The sequence below is a fragment of the Dechloromonas hortensis genome, assembly GCF_009469765.1.
Taxonomy (GTDB): Bacteria; Pseudomonadota; Gammaproteobacteria; order Burkholderiales; family Rhodocyclaceae; genus Azonexus; species Azonexus hortensis.
Genome location: NZ_SSSQ01000009.1, coordinates 60579 through 75887 on the forward strand (window position 1 = coordinate 60579; position 15309 = coordinate 75887).

The window sequence follows — 15309 nt, forward strand, 5'->3', positions numbered from 1 at the left end:
TCATGATTCCGGTTGACGTCGCCAGCCGTCTAAAACTGGCGGTTCCGGATCAACCCGCTGCTACGCAGCCGGTCACCCCATTAAAAAACCTTCCTGACGTACTATCCGACCTTGTTCCCGGCCAGCGGGTCATGGCAGAGATTCAGGCACTTTTGCCCAACGGATCGTACCGAGCCGTCGTCGCCCAACGCGACATTACGCTGGCCTTGCCGTTTTCGGCCAAAAAAGGGGACAGCCTCGAACTGGAGGTGGTCGAATCCGATGGCAAACTGACGCTGGCGGTCGTAAATAGCCGCTCAGGCAGCACCCCGGCCGGCAACATGCCGGAGTCTGTCTCAACAAGTTTGAGCAATACCGGGAAACTGATTGGCGATCTTCTCGGCGGAGTTGGTGACCAAGGAAGACGTGCTGCGCCGGCATCATTGAATGGCAACCAACCCCTTGTGGACGATCTACCCGGCAGTGCACCTCTACTCGCGCCAATTCTTAAGGATGCACTGAGCAAGAGCGGCGTTTTCTACGAGGCGCACCAAGCCCGATGGGTGGCAGGCGAACTACCTACTGACGCGCTAAGACAGGAGCCGCAGGGAAAGCTATCGTCGGCAACGCCCAATGCAACAATCGACTCTAAAAACACCGATCCGGCACTAACCTCCGTCGCAGCACGAGCGGAATCATCCCCCCAAGCCGGCACCGTAATTCCTCGCGATCTGACACCGATCGTCCAGCAGCAACTAGATGCACTGGCCACCCAGAACTACGCTTGGCAAGGCCAAATCTGGCCAGGGCAGCAAATGCAGTGGGAAATCACCGAGAATCCCGAGAATGCCCGCTCCACCGATAGCGAAGCCGCAGGCCGCTGGCAAACCCGCCTGAAACTGACTCTACCGATGCTGGGCGGCATCGACACCGTTCTTCGCTTGCGACCGAACGGAGAAGTCGACATCTTGATGACCACCGATTCAAAAAATAGTGAAAGCCGTCTGCGTGATGGCTCGACAGCACTACGTAATCAAATGGAAGCAGCCGGCCTCAACCTCACCCAACTGCTGGTCCAGCATGGCGAAGCGACCGGCTGACTCGACTCGCGAGGCGATCGCCCTTGCCTATGGCCAAACCGATGCCGCGCCCCGTGTGGTCGCCAAAGGCAAGGGACTAATTGCCGAGCAAATTATCGCTCGCGCTCGTGAACATGGCGTATATGTACATGAGTCACCGGAACTGGTCGCTTTGCTGACTCAGGTCGATATCGACGAACATATCCCCCCCCAGTTGTACATGGCAGTTGCCGAATTACTGGCCTGGCTTTACCGAATAGAGCATGGCGGCACGACTGCTGAGCCACCACTCTAGTGGAATGAAACCCAACGCCTCTTTCCGATCCAAATCCAATCGAATGGCATTTTTCTGGCGATGACCTACCATTGCGTAGCCTGCCCATGCCCGAGAATTATCCATGACCGAAGAATCTTCCATCCCCGACTTTGAAATTGACCGCCACGACGAATTTGCCCAGTTCTTTCTGAGCAATCGGAGTGAAATTCTCCTTTACCTGAGCCTACTCGCCCGGCGACATTGTCTTGTGACGGCTTATATAGACGAGGGCAGAAAATTCTTTCAGACGTCGGTCATTGCACTCGATGAAGCGGCAGGCGCCTTGCTCTTGGCACCACCGCAAACATTGCCCCCCAGCCCTGAGCTGACAAACGCCAGCCGGATAACACTGATGACCAATCTTGATAGTGTCAAAATCCAGATTCGGCTGCCCCAGGTTTCATCGGCGATATACCAAGGCCAAGACGTCCTGCTATCAACCATTCCTGAAGCTGTTCTACGTCTGCAACGACGCGACTTCTTCCGCCTTGAGCCCCCCGCCTCCACCCCGATTCACTGCAAACTGGCCGCACTCTCGCCAGACGGAACGACGAGAGTCTTCGAGTTGCCGCTTTCCGACATCAGTGGCGGCGGCGTCAGCCTGATCGCATCAACCGAAATTGCCGCTTATTTTCCGGGGGACGCCCTGTTTCGACAATGCCGCCTGGAGATCCCCAACGATGGCGTCGTTCAGGTCAATTTGCGCGTCAGGAAGACCGTTGAAATGTCATCTATCAATGGTTTGCACAGCCTGCGTATCGGCTGTGAATTCGTCAATTTGCCCGGCAGCAGCCAAAGCTTTATTGAACGGTATATCGCACGCATTGAGCGCGAGAGAAAAGCAAGGGATTCTGGTCTGGTGGACTGAGACCAATTGCCGTACCTGACTATTGCAGAGTAAACGAGGCCTCGGGTTTGGATGCAGCTTAAACCTGCATATTCATCACGTCCTGATAGGCCGTGACGAGCTTGTTGCGCACCTGCACCATTTCCTGGAAGGAAACGCTGGCCGTCTGCAGTGCGATCATCACTTCATGCAGATTCTGGCTCGTATCGCCGGCGGCAAGTTTTTCCGCCATCTGATCGGCCTGCTGTTGCGTCTGGTTCACCTTGTCGATGGAGCCTTTGAGAATATCGGCAAAATCGGGCGCCCCGGCCGCAGGCGTGCTCTCCGCCGCTTTGCCGGTAGCCTGTGCGGCGGTGGACCGCAGCACGCTCAACATTTGTTCGATTCCTTGGGTGTCCATTTTCAGCTCCTAAAACATCAGCCATTTACAAGCAATTCCCAGGCCAGAAATCGGCCTATTCCTTGAAATAGCCTTCATCCCGATATTGCTGCAACTTGTAACGCAAAGTCCGTTCGGAAATTCCAAGTCGCTCAATCGCTTGCTTGCGGGAACCGCCGACTTCGGCCAGCGTACGAAGAATATGTTCGCGCTCCAAGTCTTTCATATTATCGGCCCTTTTTTCGACTTCGGGCAGTGCAACGTTCTCCGCAAACGACACCTGCGGCGCGGGGACAAGAGGTGCGCCGGCCAAGGGACGCGGCACCAGGTTCAGGTGCTCCGGCCCGATGCTGCTGCCGCTAGAGAGAATCAGGGCGCGCTGGATAACGTTCTCAAGCTCCCGCACATTGCCCGGCCAGGCATGGGCGATCAGCGCTGCTTCGGCCGCCGGCGAAAGCGAAACACCGGAGCGCCCAAGGCGCCCGCCATGCTCGACCACGAAATGCCGGGCAATGGCGACGACATCCTGCGGCCGCTGCCGCAAAGCCGGGATGGCCACCGGGAAAACGTTGAGCCGGTAGAAAAGATCCTCGCGAAAGACTCCTTTGGCGACTGCTTCGGCCATGTCACGATTCGAGGTGGCAACGACGCGGATATTCAGCGCCACCGGCTTTTTGCCGCCAACCCGCTCCACCTCGCGCTCCTGCAAAACACGCAACAACTTGGCCTGCAGCCCCATCGGCATCTCGGTGACTTCGTCGAGCAGCAGCGTGCCATCCTGAGCCTGTTCGAACTTGCCGGCCTGGGCTTGCTGGGCACCGGTAAAGGCGCCCTTTTCGTAACCGAACAGGGTGGCCTCAAGCAGGCTATCCGGGATCGCCGCACAGTTGATCGCCACAAACGGGCCGTCCTTGCGCCCGGAATTACGGTGAATGTAACGCGCCACCACCTCTTTGCCGACACCTGATTCGCCGGTCAACAGCACGGTAGCATCGGTTTGCGCGACCCGCTTCGCCATCGCGAACATGTCGCGACTGACCGGGTCGTTGGCGACCACCCCGGCCGACTCGCCCGTCTCCGGCAATTCATATTTGTTGATATGGGCCAGCAAAGCCCGTGGCTCAAACGGCTTGAGCAGAAAATCACAAGCCCCCGAGCGCATCGCATCGACCGCCTTATCAACTTCGGCGTAGGCCGTCATCAAGACCACCGGCAAATGCGGCAAACGGACACGAATCTCCTTGAGCAGGCTGATGCCATCCATCGGCATCATCCGTACGTCGCTGACGACAATCGAAAAGGCCTGCTCGCCGAGCACCTTGAGCGCCGCCTCGCCCCCATCGACTGCCACGTAGGGGCGGCCGGCCAGTTCCAGCGTATCGCCAATCGCCTCGCGCAGGCTCGGATCATCTTCAACCACCAGAATCGGCAAACTATGCTCAGCCATTACTTTCCATTTCGCTAAATTCGCTATCCACCGGCCCGACCGGCAATGTAATGACAAACTCGGCCCCGGCACCAGGCTCGGAGAACAACTCGATCCCGCCGCCATGCGCCCGCGCCACACCGAGGGCAATCGCCAGACCTAGACCGGTGCCCTGCCCCTTGGTCGTAAAGAATGGCTCGAATACTCGCGACTGGGTCTCGCGGCTAATCCCCGGGCCGCTATCACGGACACCGATCGCCAACAAATCGCCGCGCCGTTTGCCGGACAGGCAAATTTTGCCGCCTGCCGGCGTTGCCTGCATGGCGTTTTCCAGCAAATTGACCAGCGCGCCAAAGAGCGCCTTGCGGCTGCCGATGATTTTTGCCCCTTCGCAGCCGTCGACCGCAGCAAATTCCAGGCCGTGCTCGCGCATCAGCGGCTCGACTGTCTGCGCCGCCTCCAGCAACAGGTCGCCGGCTGGAATCACATCACGGCCGATACTTTCACCGCGGGCAAACAGCAGCACATCCTGAATCAGCCGCTCGAGGCGCCGCAACTGCCCGCTCGCCTTATCGGAAAACTTCGCTCTCGCCTCATCCGGCACGCCGGGCTGCCCCAGATTGGCGGTATACAGCAGCGCCGCCGCCAGCGGCGTCCGTAACTGATGCGCCAGCGAGGCCGCCATTTCACCCATTGCCGCCAGACGCTGATTGCGCTCCAGCTCGGTTTTCATCCGGTGGGCGGCCGTCACATCATGAATCAGCAGGATTTTCCCACCCGCCGAGGCCAGCACGCTTTCGGCAATCGAGACCCGACCCTGGCCAAGCAACCACTCGCCCACCGTCAAGGTCGGCTCGAGAAAGGCGCGCACGACATCGCCCCAATGGCGGCCGACCATGTCGGTACCGAACATCGCCATCGCCGCCGGGTTGACCGCGGCGACAATGGCGCCCGAATCAAGCAACACCACCCCGGCCGGCAAAGCGTCGAGCAGCGACGACAGGCGCTCCGACAAGGCCTCCTTTTCCTGATACTGGCGACGCAACTCGCCATTGGCGATCGCCAGTTCCTCAGTCAGCGAAGTCACCCGCGCCTGCAGCGCCTGATAGGCCTGCGTCAACTCGGCCGAAACCTGATTGAACATGGCAAAAGCCCGTTGCAATTCGGCGGCTTTGGAATCCGGGTCGGTCGTCTCTGGAGTGGCCGTGGAAGCGGCTTGGGAAGGGGGCATCGAAAAAAGTTAGGGTGGATTCAGCGCGGGTAATAGTAGAATATTTCTAGGAAAATTTGGCTTCTCAATTGATTCTTCTTCTGTTTCATCGAAATTCAACCGGGCATTAATGGCAGCAACAACTGAAACGACGGCAGGTCCCGCACCGGATTTAAACTCCGTGGAGCGCCTGCGCGAGGCGTTCAACCGGCTCGGCAATCAACAGAAGATCTTTTTCATGGTGGCGCTGGCCGCCATTGTGACGGTCATCATCGGCACCATGCTGTGGAGCCGCCAGCCAGACTGGAAAGTACTGTTTTCCAACCTGAACGAAAAGGACGGCGGGGCCATCGTCGCCATCCTGGAACAACAGAACGTTCCGCACAAATTTAACGAAAGTGGCTCCTTGCTGGTTTCCAGCGACCGGGTACACGAGGTTCGGCTGAAACTGGCCTCGCAAGGCCTGCCACGTGGCGGCATGGTCGGCTTTGAACTGATGGAAAACCAGAAGTTCGGCACCAGCCAGTTCGCCGAGCAGGTCAATTATCAGCGCGGCCTGGAAGGGGAACTGGCACGCACCATCCAGTCGATCGGCGCGGTGCAGAGTGCGCGCGTCCATCTGGCCATTCCCAAACCGTCGGTTTTCGTCCGCGAAGAACAGAAGCCAACGGCCTCGGTGCTGCTCAATCTCTACCCCGGTCGCACTCTCGACAACGGCCAGATCGCCGGCATCGCCCACCTGATTTCCTCCAGCGTGCCACAACTGCCGATTTCCAACGTCACAGTCATCGACCAGAACGGCTCCCTCCTCTCGCAGTTGAAGAGCAAGCTGACTGAGGCCGGCCTCGATCCGGCGCAAATCAAGTACGTGCGCGATGTCGAGGACAGCATCATCAAGCGCATCGGCGAGATCCTGAAGCCGGTGCTGGGCAGCGAAAACTTCAAGGTGCAGGTGGCCGCCGATATCGACTTTTCGCAAAGCGAACAGACCGCCGAAAGTTATCGGCCGAACAACACGCCGGAAAGCACCAGTATCCGCAGCCAGCAGAACAATGAAACAGCCAGCGTCAATCAGAGCGCAGGTGGCGTTCCTGGGGCGCTGACCAATCAGCCGCCAGTGCCGGCGACGGCGCCGCTGACCCAACCGGCAACCGGCAACCCCGCCGGTCAACCGGCCAAAACGACCGAATTGCCGGGCAAGCTCGATGCTGCCGGTGTCACCGCACCGCTCAATGCCGCCGGTCAACCGATCAGCACGGCGAAGAACGCAACGATCAATTACGAAGTCGACAAGACGATTCGCCATACCCGGCAGGCCATGGGCAATGTCCGCCGCCTTTCTGCCGCGGTCGTCATCAATCACCGCCGGGATATCGGCAAGGACGGCAAGGCGACGACCAAGGCCATACCGGAAGCCGAGATGAAGCAGATCAACGATCTGGTTCGCGAGGCGATGGGCTACAGTAAGGAACGCGGCGACACCCTATCGATCGCCAACTCGCCCTTTACTGCCAGCGAAAAGCTGGAGGCCGAACTGCCGGTCTGGAAAGATCCGGAAAACATTTCCTACGCCAAGGATATTTTCAAATATCTGCTGCTGGCCGGCATCATCGCCTTCCTCTATCTGAAGGTCATCCAGCCGTCACTGAAGGTCATGTTCCCGCCGCCACCTGAACCGGAAAGCACGATCGAAGGTGTCGCCGGCGCCGCCGGACACGTCGCCATTGCCGGCGAAGAAGGCGAAGATCACGTTCAGATCGACCACTACGCCGCCAAGGTCCAGAAGGCACGCGATATTGCCCAGAGCGACCCCAAGGCTGTAGCCAACATCATCAAGGACTGGATGGGCGCCAATGGCTAATCCCGACGAGGGCCTCGAAAAGGCCGCAACGCTGCTGATTGCGCTGGGGGAAGACCACGCGGCGGAAGTTCTCAAGCACTTGGGACCGCGTGAAGTGCAAAAGATCGGGCACGCCATGGCCTTACTCAAGTCGGTCCCGCGCGCAAAAGTCGAGGCTGTTCTCGACGATTTCCACAAGACAGCCGAAGAAAGTGCCGCGGTTCACGTCGACACGGACAACTATATTCGCTCCGTGCTGACCAAGGCGCTGGGCGACGACAAGGCCTCGAACCTCATTTCGCGCATTCTGCAAGGCGGTGAAACCTCGGGTATCGAAGGCCTGAAGTGGATGGATGCGCCGACGGTCGCCGATCTGATCAAGAACGAGCACCCGCAGATCATCTCGACCATCCTGGTTCACCTGGAACACGACCACGCCAGCGAAATCCTCAACCACTTCACCGAGCGCCTGCGCAACGACGTGGTCCTCCGGATCGCCACGCTGGAAGGCATCCAGCCGGCCGCCTTGCGCGAGTTGAACGAGGCGATGATGCGCATTCTGTCCGGCTCGGCCAGCGTCAAACGCACCGCGATGGGCGGCGTCCGGACGGTGGCCGAGATTCTCAATTTCATCGGCACTGCCAACGAAACCTCGGTGGTCGATGCCATCCGCGAATACGACCCGGATCTGGCCCAGAAGATTCTCGACGAGATGTTCGTCTTCGAGAATCTGATGGATATCGACGACCGCTCGATCCAGCTCATCCTGCGCGAAGTGCAATCCGATTCGCTGATCCTCGCCCTCAAGGGTGCATCGCCCGATCTGCGCGAGAAAATCTTCAAGAATATGTCGCAACGAGCCGCCGAAATGTTGCGCGAAGATCTCGAATCGAAAGGCCCGGTCCGCCTCTCCGAAGTCGAAGCCGAGCAGAAGGAAATCCTCAAGGTCGTCCGCCGCCTGGCCGACGAAGGCCAGATCGTCCTCGGCGGTGCCGGTGGCGAACAGATGCTTTAAACGAGCCCGCCCAAGATGTCCGGCTTTATCCCCAAGGAAGAAACAGGCAGTTACCAGCGCTGGCAGATCGGCTCCTTCGACAGCCCGAAGCCCGCCGCAGTGCGCCCATCGCCGTCGACAACGCCAGCCAGCCCCGTTGCCGCCAGCGAAATCGACGAGCCGCCACAGCCATTGATCAACCTGCCGACCGCCGACGATATCGAGCGGATACACGAAGAGGCGCGGAGCAGCGGTTATCAGGCAGGATACGACGAAGGCCTGCAAGCGGCCACGCTCGCCGGCCGCGAAGCTGCCAACGCCGAGGCTCAACGCTTTCTGGCACTCGCCGACAACCTGCAGAGCGCGCTCGCCGAACTGGATCAGACGGTTGCCGAACAATTGCTGGCACTGGCCACCGAAATTGCCGCCCAGGTTGTCTGCGGCAGCATCGCCGTCAAAGACGATCTGCTGCTGCCGATCATCCGCGATGCCATTGCCGCCCTGCCCGTGCACCATGCCCATCTGAGCATTCGCCTGAACCCGGCCGATGCGCACCAGGTACGGACGCATCTGGGCGAGCAACTGGCCCAAACCGGAGCCCAGATTATTGAAGACAGCACCATCAGCCCGGGCGGCTGTCTGGTCCGTGCCGGCTCCAGCGAAGTGGATGCAACAATAGAAACCCGCTGGAAACGCGTCCTCGAAACCATTGGTGCCGCCCCGCAGGAATGGCTGAATCGATGAGCCCGTCACTGCCCGACCATACCGGGCGCTGGCAAGACTTTCTCGACAACTGTCGCATGGCCGCCAGCAATGCACAGCCGCTCTGGCCGATCGGCCGGCTGACCCGGATCAACGGACTGGTCATGGAAGCGGCCGGCCTCAAACTGCCGCTCGGCAGTTCGTGCCGCATTTACCCGCTGAGCGGCGCCCCGGTTGAAGCCGAAGTCGTCGGCTTTGCCGGCGAAAAACTGTATCTGATGCCGTCGGACGACGTCTATGGCCTCGCCCCCGGCTCCAAGGTGGTCGCCTTTGAAACAGCGACGCCTCCGCCACAAATTGGCGGCCCGCCACCGTTTCGCCGCCGCGCCATCGACCGCGCCAAACAAGTCCCGGTCGGCGAGGAATTGCTCGGCCGGGTGCTGGATGGCGTCGGCCGGCCGCTCGACAACAAGGGGCCGGTCAACACCGCGCAGTCGCGCTCGCTGCAAAGCCGGCCGGTCAACCCGATGTCGCGGGCGGCCATTCATCAGCCGCTTGATGTCGGTATTCGCGCCATCAATTCGCTGCTGACCGTCGGCCGTGGCCAACGGATGGGGCTGTTTGCCGGCTCCGGTGTCGGCAAATCGGTACTACTAGGGATGATGGCCCGCTACACCGAGGCCGAGGTCATCGTCGTCGGGCTGATCGGCGAACGCGGGCGCGAGGTCAAGGAATTCATCGAGCAGATCCTCGGTGAGGAAGGCATGCGGCGCGCCGTCGTCGTCGCCGCGCCGGCGGACACCGGCCCGTTGATGCGCCTACAGGGCGCCGCCTACGCAACGACCATTGCCGAATATTTCCGCGATCAGGGCAAGCAGGTCTTGCTGATCATGGATTCACTGACCCGCTACGCCATGGCCCAACGCGAAATCGCCCTGGCCATCGGTGAACCGCCGGCCACCCGCGGCTACCCGCCGTCCGTCTTCGCCCGTCTGCCGCAACTGGTCGAACGAGCCGGCAACGGGCCGGAAGGCGGCGGTTCGATCACTGCCTTCTACACGGTCCTCGCCGAAGGTGACGACCAGCAGGATCCGATTGCCGACTCGGCCCGGGCAATTCTCGACGGCCACATTGTGCTGTCGCGGACGCTGGCCGATGCCGGGCACTACCCGGCCATCGACATCGAACAGTCGATCAGCCGGGCCATGGTCAATCTGATCGCGCAAACCCACCTCGACCAGATCCGTCGCTTCAAGGTGCTTTTTGCCCGTTACCAGCGCTCGCGCGACCTGATTGCGGTCGGTGCCTACGCACCGGGCTCCGACCCGGTGCTCGATCAGGCGATCAGCCTCTACCCGCGCATGGAGAGCTTCCTGCAGCAACAACTGGTTGAACAATCGAGTTTCACCGAGAGCACCACCGCCCTCGGCACCCTGTTCTGATAAGCCATGTCCCAGCCTTTTTCTTTACAGCCGCTCCTCGAAATCATGCAGACCCGCACCGACGATGCGACGCGCAAGCTCGGCCAGCTGATTGCGGCAGAGCAAAGCCAGCGTAGCCGGCTGCAGATGCTCGAACAGTATCGCGAGGAATACGCCCAACGCATGCGCCAAGCCACCGCAGAAGGCATCACGCGCCTGGTCCTGCACAACTACCAGGATTTTCTTGGGCGGATTGACGAAGCCATCGAACAACAGCGCATTGCCGTACGCAACTCCGAAGACAGCACCAAGGCCGGGCAAGAGCAGTGGAAAAGCCAGAACAAGCAATTGAAAGCCATCGATACGCTATCGCAACGCCACGATGCGCGCGAACGCTACCGGGAAAACAAGCAGGACCAGAAACTGCAGGATGAATTTTCAACACGAAAATACGGCACGGCCGATCCACAAGATCAATAAGCCCCTTGGGCATGCGTATTGCTAGACATGACGCAGCGCACTGTCTAACAAGGGTTCAAAATGGGCATTACCGTAATTTCATCTCCCAGCATGTCGACCGCAGCAGTAAGCAGCCCGCTGCCCAGCGCAGGCTCGCCCGATGCTCCATTATCAGGATTTGCCGCCCTGCTCTCAGGGCAACTTGGCCTGGAAGTAACAGCCGAGACTTCAGGAATCACATCCGCCGAAAAAGAACTCGACCCCCAAGCGGCGCTTACGGAAGAGCCTCCGCTCGACCCGGGATTCGCCTTCCTGATGGCAGCGCCCGCCATACCGCTCGCACCACAGACAAAGATCGAGAGCACCGCCGGCGATAGCATTGATGTCATGGCGAATGGCGACCGCGCCCTGCTTGGGCAAACCGGGCTCAGCGACGACCGGCTCGTCGACCTGGCAAGGCGCTCGGCCGGTTCATCGGAAACAGAAAATGGCGCACTCGGCACAGCCGCCAATCCATTCGAGGCGGCTGCGGCAAAAGCCAAGGGACAGGCATTCGAGACGGCAAATATTGCCGCCGAAACCGTTAACACCGCCGCCTCGGCCGCCACCTCCACTCAGCAAGCAAGCAATGCGTCGGCCAACGCCCAGATCAGCAGCAAGCTGGAAACGCCACTACACAGCAGCAACTGGACGCAAGACTTTGGCGAAAAGATCGTCTGGATGGCCAAGAACGATCACCAATCAGCCCAACTAAACATCAACCCGCCACAACTGGGTCCTGTGCAAATTACGCTCCAGATCAACGGCGACCAGGCCTCGGCCATTTTCGCCTCACCACACCCCGAGGTCCGGCAGGCCATCGAGTCCTCGCTGACGCAACTGAAGGAAATGCTTTCCAGTGCCGGTATCAATCTCGGCCAAACGGATATCGGCGCCAATCTGGCGCAACAAAACCGTGACACGCCATTCCAGAGCGCGAACGGAAACCGTTCCACAGACGAAAACGCTATACTCCCGGGCATTGGAAATGCAACGGACAATGGGCATTCTTCCCCGATTCAGCGGGGTCGCGGCTTGGTTGATCTGTTTGCCTGATTGAACACCGGGGTAACAGGAGAGGAAACGTATGGCCAAGGATGCCAAGCCGGCCGCAGAAGGGGCAGAAGCCCCCAAAAAAAGCAAGAAGCTGTTGATCATCATTCTCGCGGTCGTGCTCGTCGTCGTCCTCGCTGGCGGTGGTGCCGCCTTCATGCTGATGAAGAAGGGCGATCACGCCGAAGATGACGAAGAGGCTGCGGAAGAGACCGTCAAGAGCAAAAAGAAAGACAAGAAGAAGGATGCCCACGCCGCCCCCGTTTTCGTCAACCTTGACCCGTTCACCGTCAACCTGATCCCGGAGACTGGCGACCAGTATCTGCAGGTCGTACTGTCCCTCGAACTTGACGAAGCCCTCTCCGAACCGCTGCTCAAGGCGCAGATGCCGAAAATCCGCAACAACATCACCTTGTTGCTGTCAGCCAAGAAGGCTTCCGAGCTCTTGCCCAAGGAAGGCAAGGAGCATCTGGCCGAAGGTCTGAAGGATGAGATCAACTCGGTCATCGAACCGCCCAAGAAGAACAAGAAGGGTGAGTTGATCATGCCTGAAGGTCCGGTCAAGTCCGTTTTGTTCACCTCCTTCATTATTCAGTAAGGAGTCATGGCGGGCGACTTTCTTTCCCAGGACGAGGTTGATGCCCTACTCAAGGGCGTCACCGGGGAGGCTGACGAACCCGAAGAGGCGGCGGGCGAAGGGGCCGGCGTCCGCTCCTACAACCTCGGCACCCAGGAACGCATCGTCCGTGGGCGTATGCCCACGCTTGAACTGGTCAACGAGCGCTTTGCCCGTTATCTGCGGATTGGCCTGTTCAACTACATGCACCGCAATGCCGAAATTTCGGTCGGGCCGATCCGGGTTCAGAAATACAGCGAGTTCATCCGCAACCTGGTCGTGCCGACCAATCTGAACCTGGTCATCGCCAAGCCGCTGCGCGGCACAGCCCTTTTCGTCTTCGACCCCAACCTGGTTTTCCTGGTGGTCGATAACATGTTCGGCGGCGATGGGCGTTTTCATACACGGGTTGAAGGGCGCGACTTCACGCCCACCGAGCAGCGCATCATCCAGGGGCTGCTCAATGTCGTCTTCACCGAGTATGGCAAGTCTTGGAAACCGGTGCACGACATCACTTTCGAATACATCCGTTCGGAAATGAATTCGCAGTTCGCCAATATCGCAACGCCTTCCGAAATCGTGGTGTCGACGACGTTTACGCTGGAGTTCGGCGGTGCCACCGCCGACATGCACATTTGCTTCCCGTACTCGATGCTGGAGCCGATTCGCGACCTGCTCTACAGCACCATGCAGAGCGACCAACTGTCGACCGACAAGCGCTGGATCGGCACATTGCGCAAGCAACTGCAAGGCGCCGAAGTTGAAATCGTGGCCCAACTGGGTTCCGGAAAGATCACCCTCGGCCAGATTCTGAAACTGAAAACAGGGGATGTCATTCCGCTTCACATTCCAGATAAGATTCCGGCCCTCGTTGATAGCGTGCCGCTGATGGAATGCACTTATGGCCAGTTGAATGGCCAATACGCACTGAAAGTCGACCGATTCATCGCATCACCACCCGAGGTTGTGGGTCTTGAGTCGGCGCAGGGAGAGAAAAATGGCTGACGAAATGGAAAACATCGAAAACATGGCAACCGAGGACGACGGCCAGATCAGCGAGGATGACTGGGCGGCCGCGATGGCTGAACAAGTCTCGGATTCGGCAATGCCACAGGCGGCCGCCCAACCGGCAGATATTTTCCCTTCATTCGGCGGCAACACCGGCAGCGGCGGGATGATGAATGAACTCGACATGATTCTGGACATTCCGGTCCAGATCACCGTCGAACTGGGCCGCACCAAGATCACCATCAAGAACCTGTTGCAACTGGCGCATGGCTCGGTCGTTGAGCTGGACGCCATGGCCGGTGAGCCGATGGATGTCCTGGTTAACGGGACGCTGATCGCGCAAGGCGAGGTGGTCGTCGTCAACGACAAGTTCGGTATCCGGTTGACCGACATCATCACGCCCTCGGAACGCATGCGTAAGCTGAATCGCTGAAAATCGACCTTTTTCAGCAGTCGACCGCAGCAGTCCGGTCAGACTGCTTTCGGTTTAAGATAGCGGCCTGTTTGACCTTCACCTCAGGCCACTTTCCTTGTTTCGCACCTTCCCCCTCCTGCTTCTATCTTTACCAGCCCTCGCCAACGAGGCACCCGCCCCCGGGATATCCGGTAGCACCTATATCCAGGGCGGTCTGGCGCTGGCGCTGATCGTCGGTCTTATCTTCGGCATGGCCTGGCTGGCCAAAAAACTATCAGGCGGCAAAGGATTCGGGCAAGGCGGCATGAAGATCGTTGGCGGCGTAGCCCTCGGGCCGCGCGAGCGTATCGTGCTGGTTGAAATCGGCGAGGATTGGCTGGTCATCGGGATCGTGCCGGGCCAGATCCGCACCCTGCATCGCCTGCCGAAAGGCAATCCCTTGCCGACGGACCTTGCCGAGAACGGCGACAAGCCTTTTGCCCATTGGCTAAAGACGGTGACCGAGCGTGGCCGCCATGAATAAACGCCTCGTCGGATTATTCGCCATGCTGCTGCCAGCCAGCCTGGCGTTTGCCCAGGCAGCAGGCCTACCAGCGATCACCAGTACGCCGACTGCCGGTGGCGGCACCTCGTACACGCTGACCATCCAGACCCTGCTGTTGATGACGGCGCTGACCTTCATCCCAGCGGCAATGCTGATGATGACCGGATTTACCCGGATCATCATCGTGCTCTCGCTGCTCCGCCATGCGATGGGTACGCAAACTGCACCGCCCAATCAGGTACTGGTCGGTCTGGCACTGTTCCTGACCTTTTTCGTGATGTCACCAGTACTGGACAAGGTCTACAACGACGCCTATCTGCCGCTCGCCGAAAACCGGATCAACATCATGCAGGCCGCCGAACGCGCCGCCATACCGATGCGCGGCTTCATGCTCAAGCAAACCCGGGAGTCCGACCTGGCCATGTTTGCCGGCATCGCCAAAATCGACCGCCTTGAGAAGCCCGACGACATTCCGCTCCGCATCCTGGTCCCTGCCTTTGTCATCAGTGAACTGAAGACCGCCTTCCAGATCGGCTTCATCATCTTCATTCCCTTCCTGGTCATCGACATGGTGGTCGCCAGCATCTTGATGTCGATGGGTATGATGATGATGTCCCCGGTGATGATTGCGTTGCCATTCAAGCTGATGCTATTCGTCTTGGTCGATGGCTGGCACCTGGTCATCGGCTCGCTGGTTCAGAGTTTCGGCACATGACCCCGGGCACCGTCATGGAAATTGGCCGTCAGGCCATCGAGGTTGCGCTGACGATTTCAGCACCGATGCTGTTTACCGCACTGGTCGTCGGTCTGATTGTCAGTATTTTTCAGGCAGCAACCCAACTCAACGAAGCCACACTGCAATTCGTTCCCAAGCTGGTTGTCATGCTCATGGTTCTGCTGCTGGCCGGCCCCTGGATGATTCAGTATTTAATGGACTACATCCAACGTCTCTTTGAAAGCATTCCGCAGTTGATCGGCTGAG

18 protein-coding genes are annotated in these 15309 nt (G+C 59.3%); 15 read left to right on the forward strand and 3 right to left on the reverse strand.

Annotated features, from left to right (window positions below; all coding sequences use genetic code 11):
* The first annotated feature begins 2 nt into the window (after window positions 1–2).
* The 3 genes from fliK to GH663_RS14460 all read left to right on the forward strand — a co-directional run bounded on the left by fliK (window position 3) and on the right by GH663_RS14460 (window position 2242).
* Window positions 3–1079, forward strand: coding sequence for a flagellar hook-length control protein FliK (gene fliK / locus GH663_RS14450; RefSeq protein WP_153132423.1), 1077 nt, complete (start codon window positions 3–5; stop codon window positions 1077–1079).
* Window positions 1060–1353: an EscU/YscU/HrcU family type III secretion system export apparatus switch protein gene (locus tag GH663_RS14455; protein ID WP_153132424.1), complete on the forward strand. Its 294-nt coding sequence runs from the start codon at window positions 1060–1062 to the stop codon at window positions 1351–1353. Before fliK ends, GH663_RS14455 begins: the two co-directional genes overlap by 20 nt.
* A 103-nt stretch (window positions 1354–1456) precedes the next feature.
* The gene (locus tag GH663_RS14460; RefSeq protein WP_153132425.1) at window positions 1457–2242 is read left to right on the forward strand and encodes a flagellar brake protein; all 786 of its coding nucleotides are present in this window, start codon (window positions 1457–1459) and stop codon (window positions 2240–2242) included.
* 58 nt (window positions 2243–2300) lie between these two features.
* Here GH663_RS14460 and fliE read toward each other — a convergent pair whose 3' ends face one another.
* Genes fliE through GH663_RS14475 form a run of 3 tightly spaced genes read right to left on the reverse strand, consistent with a single transcriptional unit; the run spans window position 2301 to window position 5170 of the window.
* Window positions 2301–2621 carry a flagellar hook-basal body complex protein FliE gene (gene fliE, locus GH663_RS14465; RefSeq protein WP_066884114.1) on the reverse strand — a complete coding sequence of 107 codons (321 nt, stop codon included), beginning with the start codon at window positions 2619–2621 and terminating at the stop codon, window positions 2301–2303.
* A gap of 55 nt (window positions 2622–2676) precedes the next feature.
* Window positions 2677–4047, reverse strand: coding sequence for a sigma-54-dependent transcriptional regulator (locus GH663_RS14470; protein ID WP_153132426.1), 1371 nt, complete (start codon window positions 4045–4047; stop codon window positions 2677–2679).
* Window positions 4040–5170, reverse strand: a complete 1131-nt coding sequence (locus tag GH663_RS14475) for an ATP-binding protein (protein ID WP_246181593.1) — start codon at window positions 5168–5170, stop codon at window positions 4040–4042. Before GH663_RS14475 ends, GH663_RS14470 begins: the two co-directional genes overlap by 8 nt.
* 247 nt (window positions 5171–5417) lie before the next feature.
* Here GH663_RS14475 and fliF point away from each other — a divergent pair, with 247 nt between their 5' ends.
* The 12 genes from fliF to fliQ all read left to right on the forward strand — a co-directional run bounded on the left by fliF (window position 5418) and on the right by fliQ (window position 15308).
* A complete protein-coding gene (gene fliF / locus GH663_RS14480) occupies window positions 5418–7097 on the forward strand; it encodes a flagellar basal-body MS-ring/collar protein FliF (protein WP_246181594.1) in 1680 nt (559 codons plus the stop codon).
* Window positions 7090–8091: a flagellar motor switch protein FliG gene (fliG, locus tag GH663_RS14485; RefSeq protein ID WP_153132429.1), complete on the forward strand. Its 1002-nt coding sequence runs from the start codon at window positions 7090–7092 to the stop codon at window positions 8089–8091. Before fliF ends, fliG begins: the two co-directional genes overlap by 8 nt.
* 15 nt (window positions 8092–8106) lie before the next feature.
* Window positions 8107–8814 (forward strand): flagellar assembly protein FliH, encoded by a 708-nt coding sequence (locus GH663_RS14490; protein WP_153132430.1) that lies wholly within the window; start codon window positions 8107–8109, stop codon window positions 8812–8814.
* Window positions 8811–10214: a flagellar protein export ATPase FliI gene (fliI, locus tag GH663_RS14495; protein ID WP_281349785.1), complete on the forward strand. Its 1404-nt coding sequence runs from the start codon at window positions 8811–8813 to the stop codon at window positions 10212–10214. Before GH663_RS14490 ends, fliI begins: the two co-directional genes overlap by 4 nt.
* Before the next feature lie 6 nt (window positions 10215–10220).
* Complete coding sequence (fliJ, locus tag GH663_RS14500; protein WP_153132432.1) at window positions 10221–10673, forward strand: flagellar export protein FliJ; 453 nt, start codon at window positions 10221–10223, stop codon at window positions 10671–10673.
* 60 nt (window positions 10674–10733) lie between these two features.
* Entirely contained in the window at window positions 10734–11747 is a 1014-nt protein-coding gene (locus tag GH663_RS14505; RefSeq protein ID WP_153132433.1) for a flagellar hook-length control protein FliK, read from the forward strand.
* Window positions 11748–11778: 31 nt separating this feature from the next.
* Window positions 11779–12342: a flagellar basal body-associated FliL family protein gene (locus GH663_RS14510; protein WP_153132434.1), complete on the forward strand. Its 564-nt coding sequence runs from the start codon at window positions 11779–11781 to the stop codon at window positions 12340–12342.
* A 6-nt stretch (window positions 12343–12348) separates the two neighbouring features.
* The gene (gene fliM, locus GH663_RS14515) at window positions 12349–13365 is read left to right on the forward strand and encodes a flagellar motor switch protein FliM (protein WP_153132435.1); all 1017 of its coding nucleotides are present in this window, start codon (window positions 12349–12351) and stop codon (window positions 13363–13365) included.
* Window positions 13358–13801, forward strand: a complete 444-nt coding sequence (fliN, locus tag GH663_RS14520) for a flagellar motor switch protein FliN (protein ID WP_369334272.1) — start codon at window positions 13358–13360, stop codon at window positions 13799–13801. Before fliM ends, fliN begins: the two co-directional genes overlap by 8 nt.
* Before the next feature lie 97 nt (window positions 13802–13898).
* Window positions 13899–14306 (forward strand): flagellar biosynthetic protein FliO, encoded by a 408-nt coding sequence (gene fliO / locus GH663_RS14525; RefSeq protein WP_153132436.1) that lies wholly within the window; start codon window positions 13899–13901, stop codon window positions 14304–14306.
* Window positions 14299–15042, forward strand: a complete 744-nt coding sequence (gene fliP / locus GH663_RS14530; protein ID WP_153132437.1) for a flagellar type III secretion system pore protein FliP — start codon at window positions 14299–14301, stop codon at window positions 15040–15042. Before fliO ends, fliP begins: the two co-directional genes overlap by 8 nt.
* Window positions 15039–15308, forward strand: coding sequence for a flagellar biosynthesis protein FliQ (fliQ, locus tag GH663_RS14535; RefSeq protein ID WP_153132438.1), 270 nt, complete (start codon window positions 15039–15041; stop codon window positions 15306–15308). The genes fliP and fliQ overlap by 4 nt, the downstream gene beginning before the upstream one ends.
* The last annotated feature ends 1 nt before the right edge of the window (window position 15309 follow it).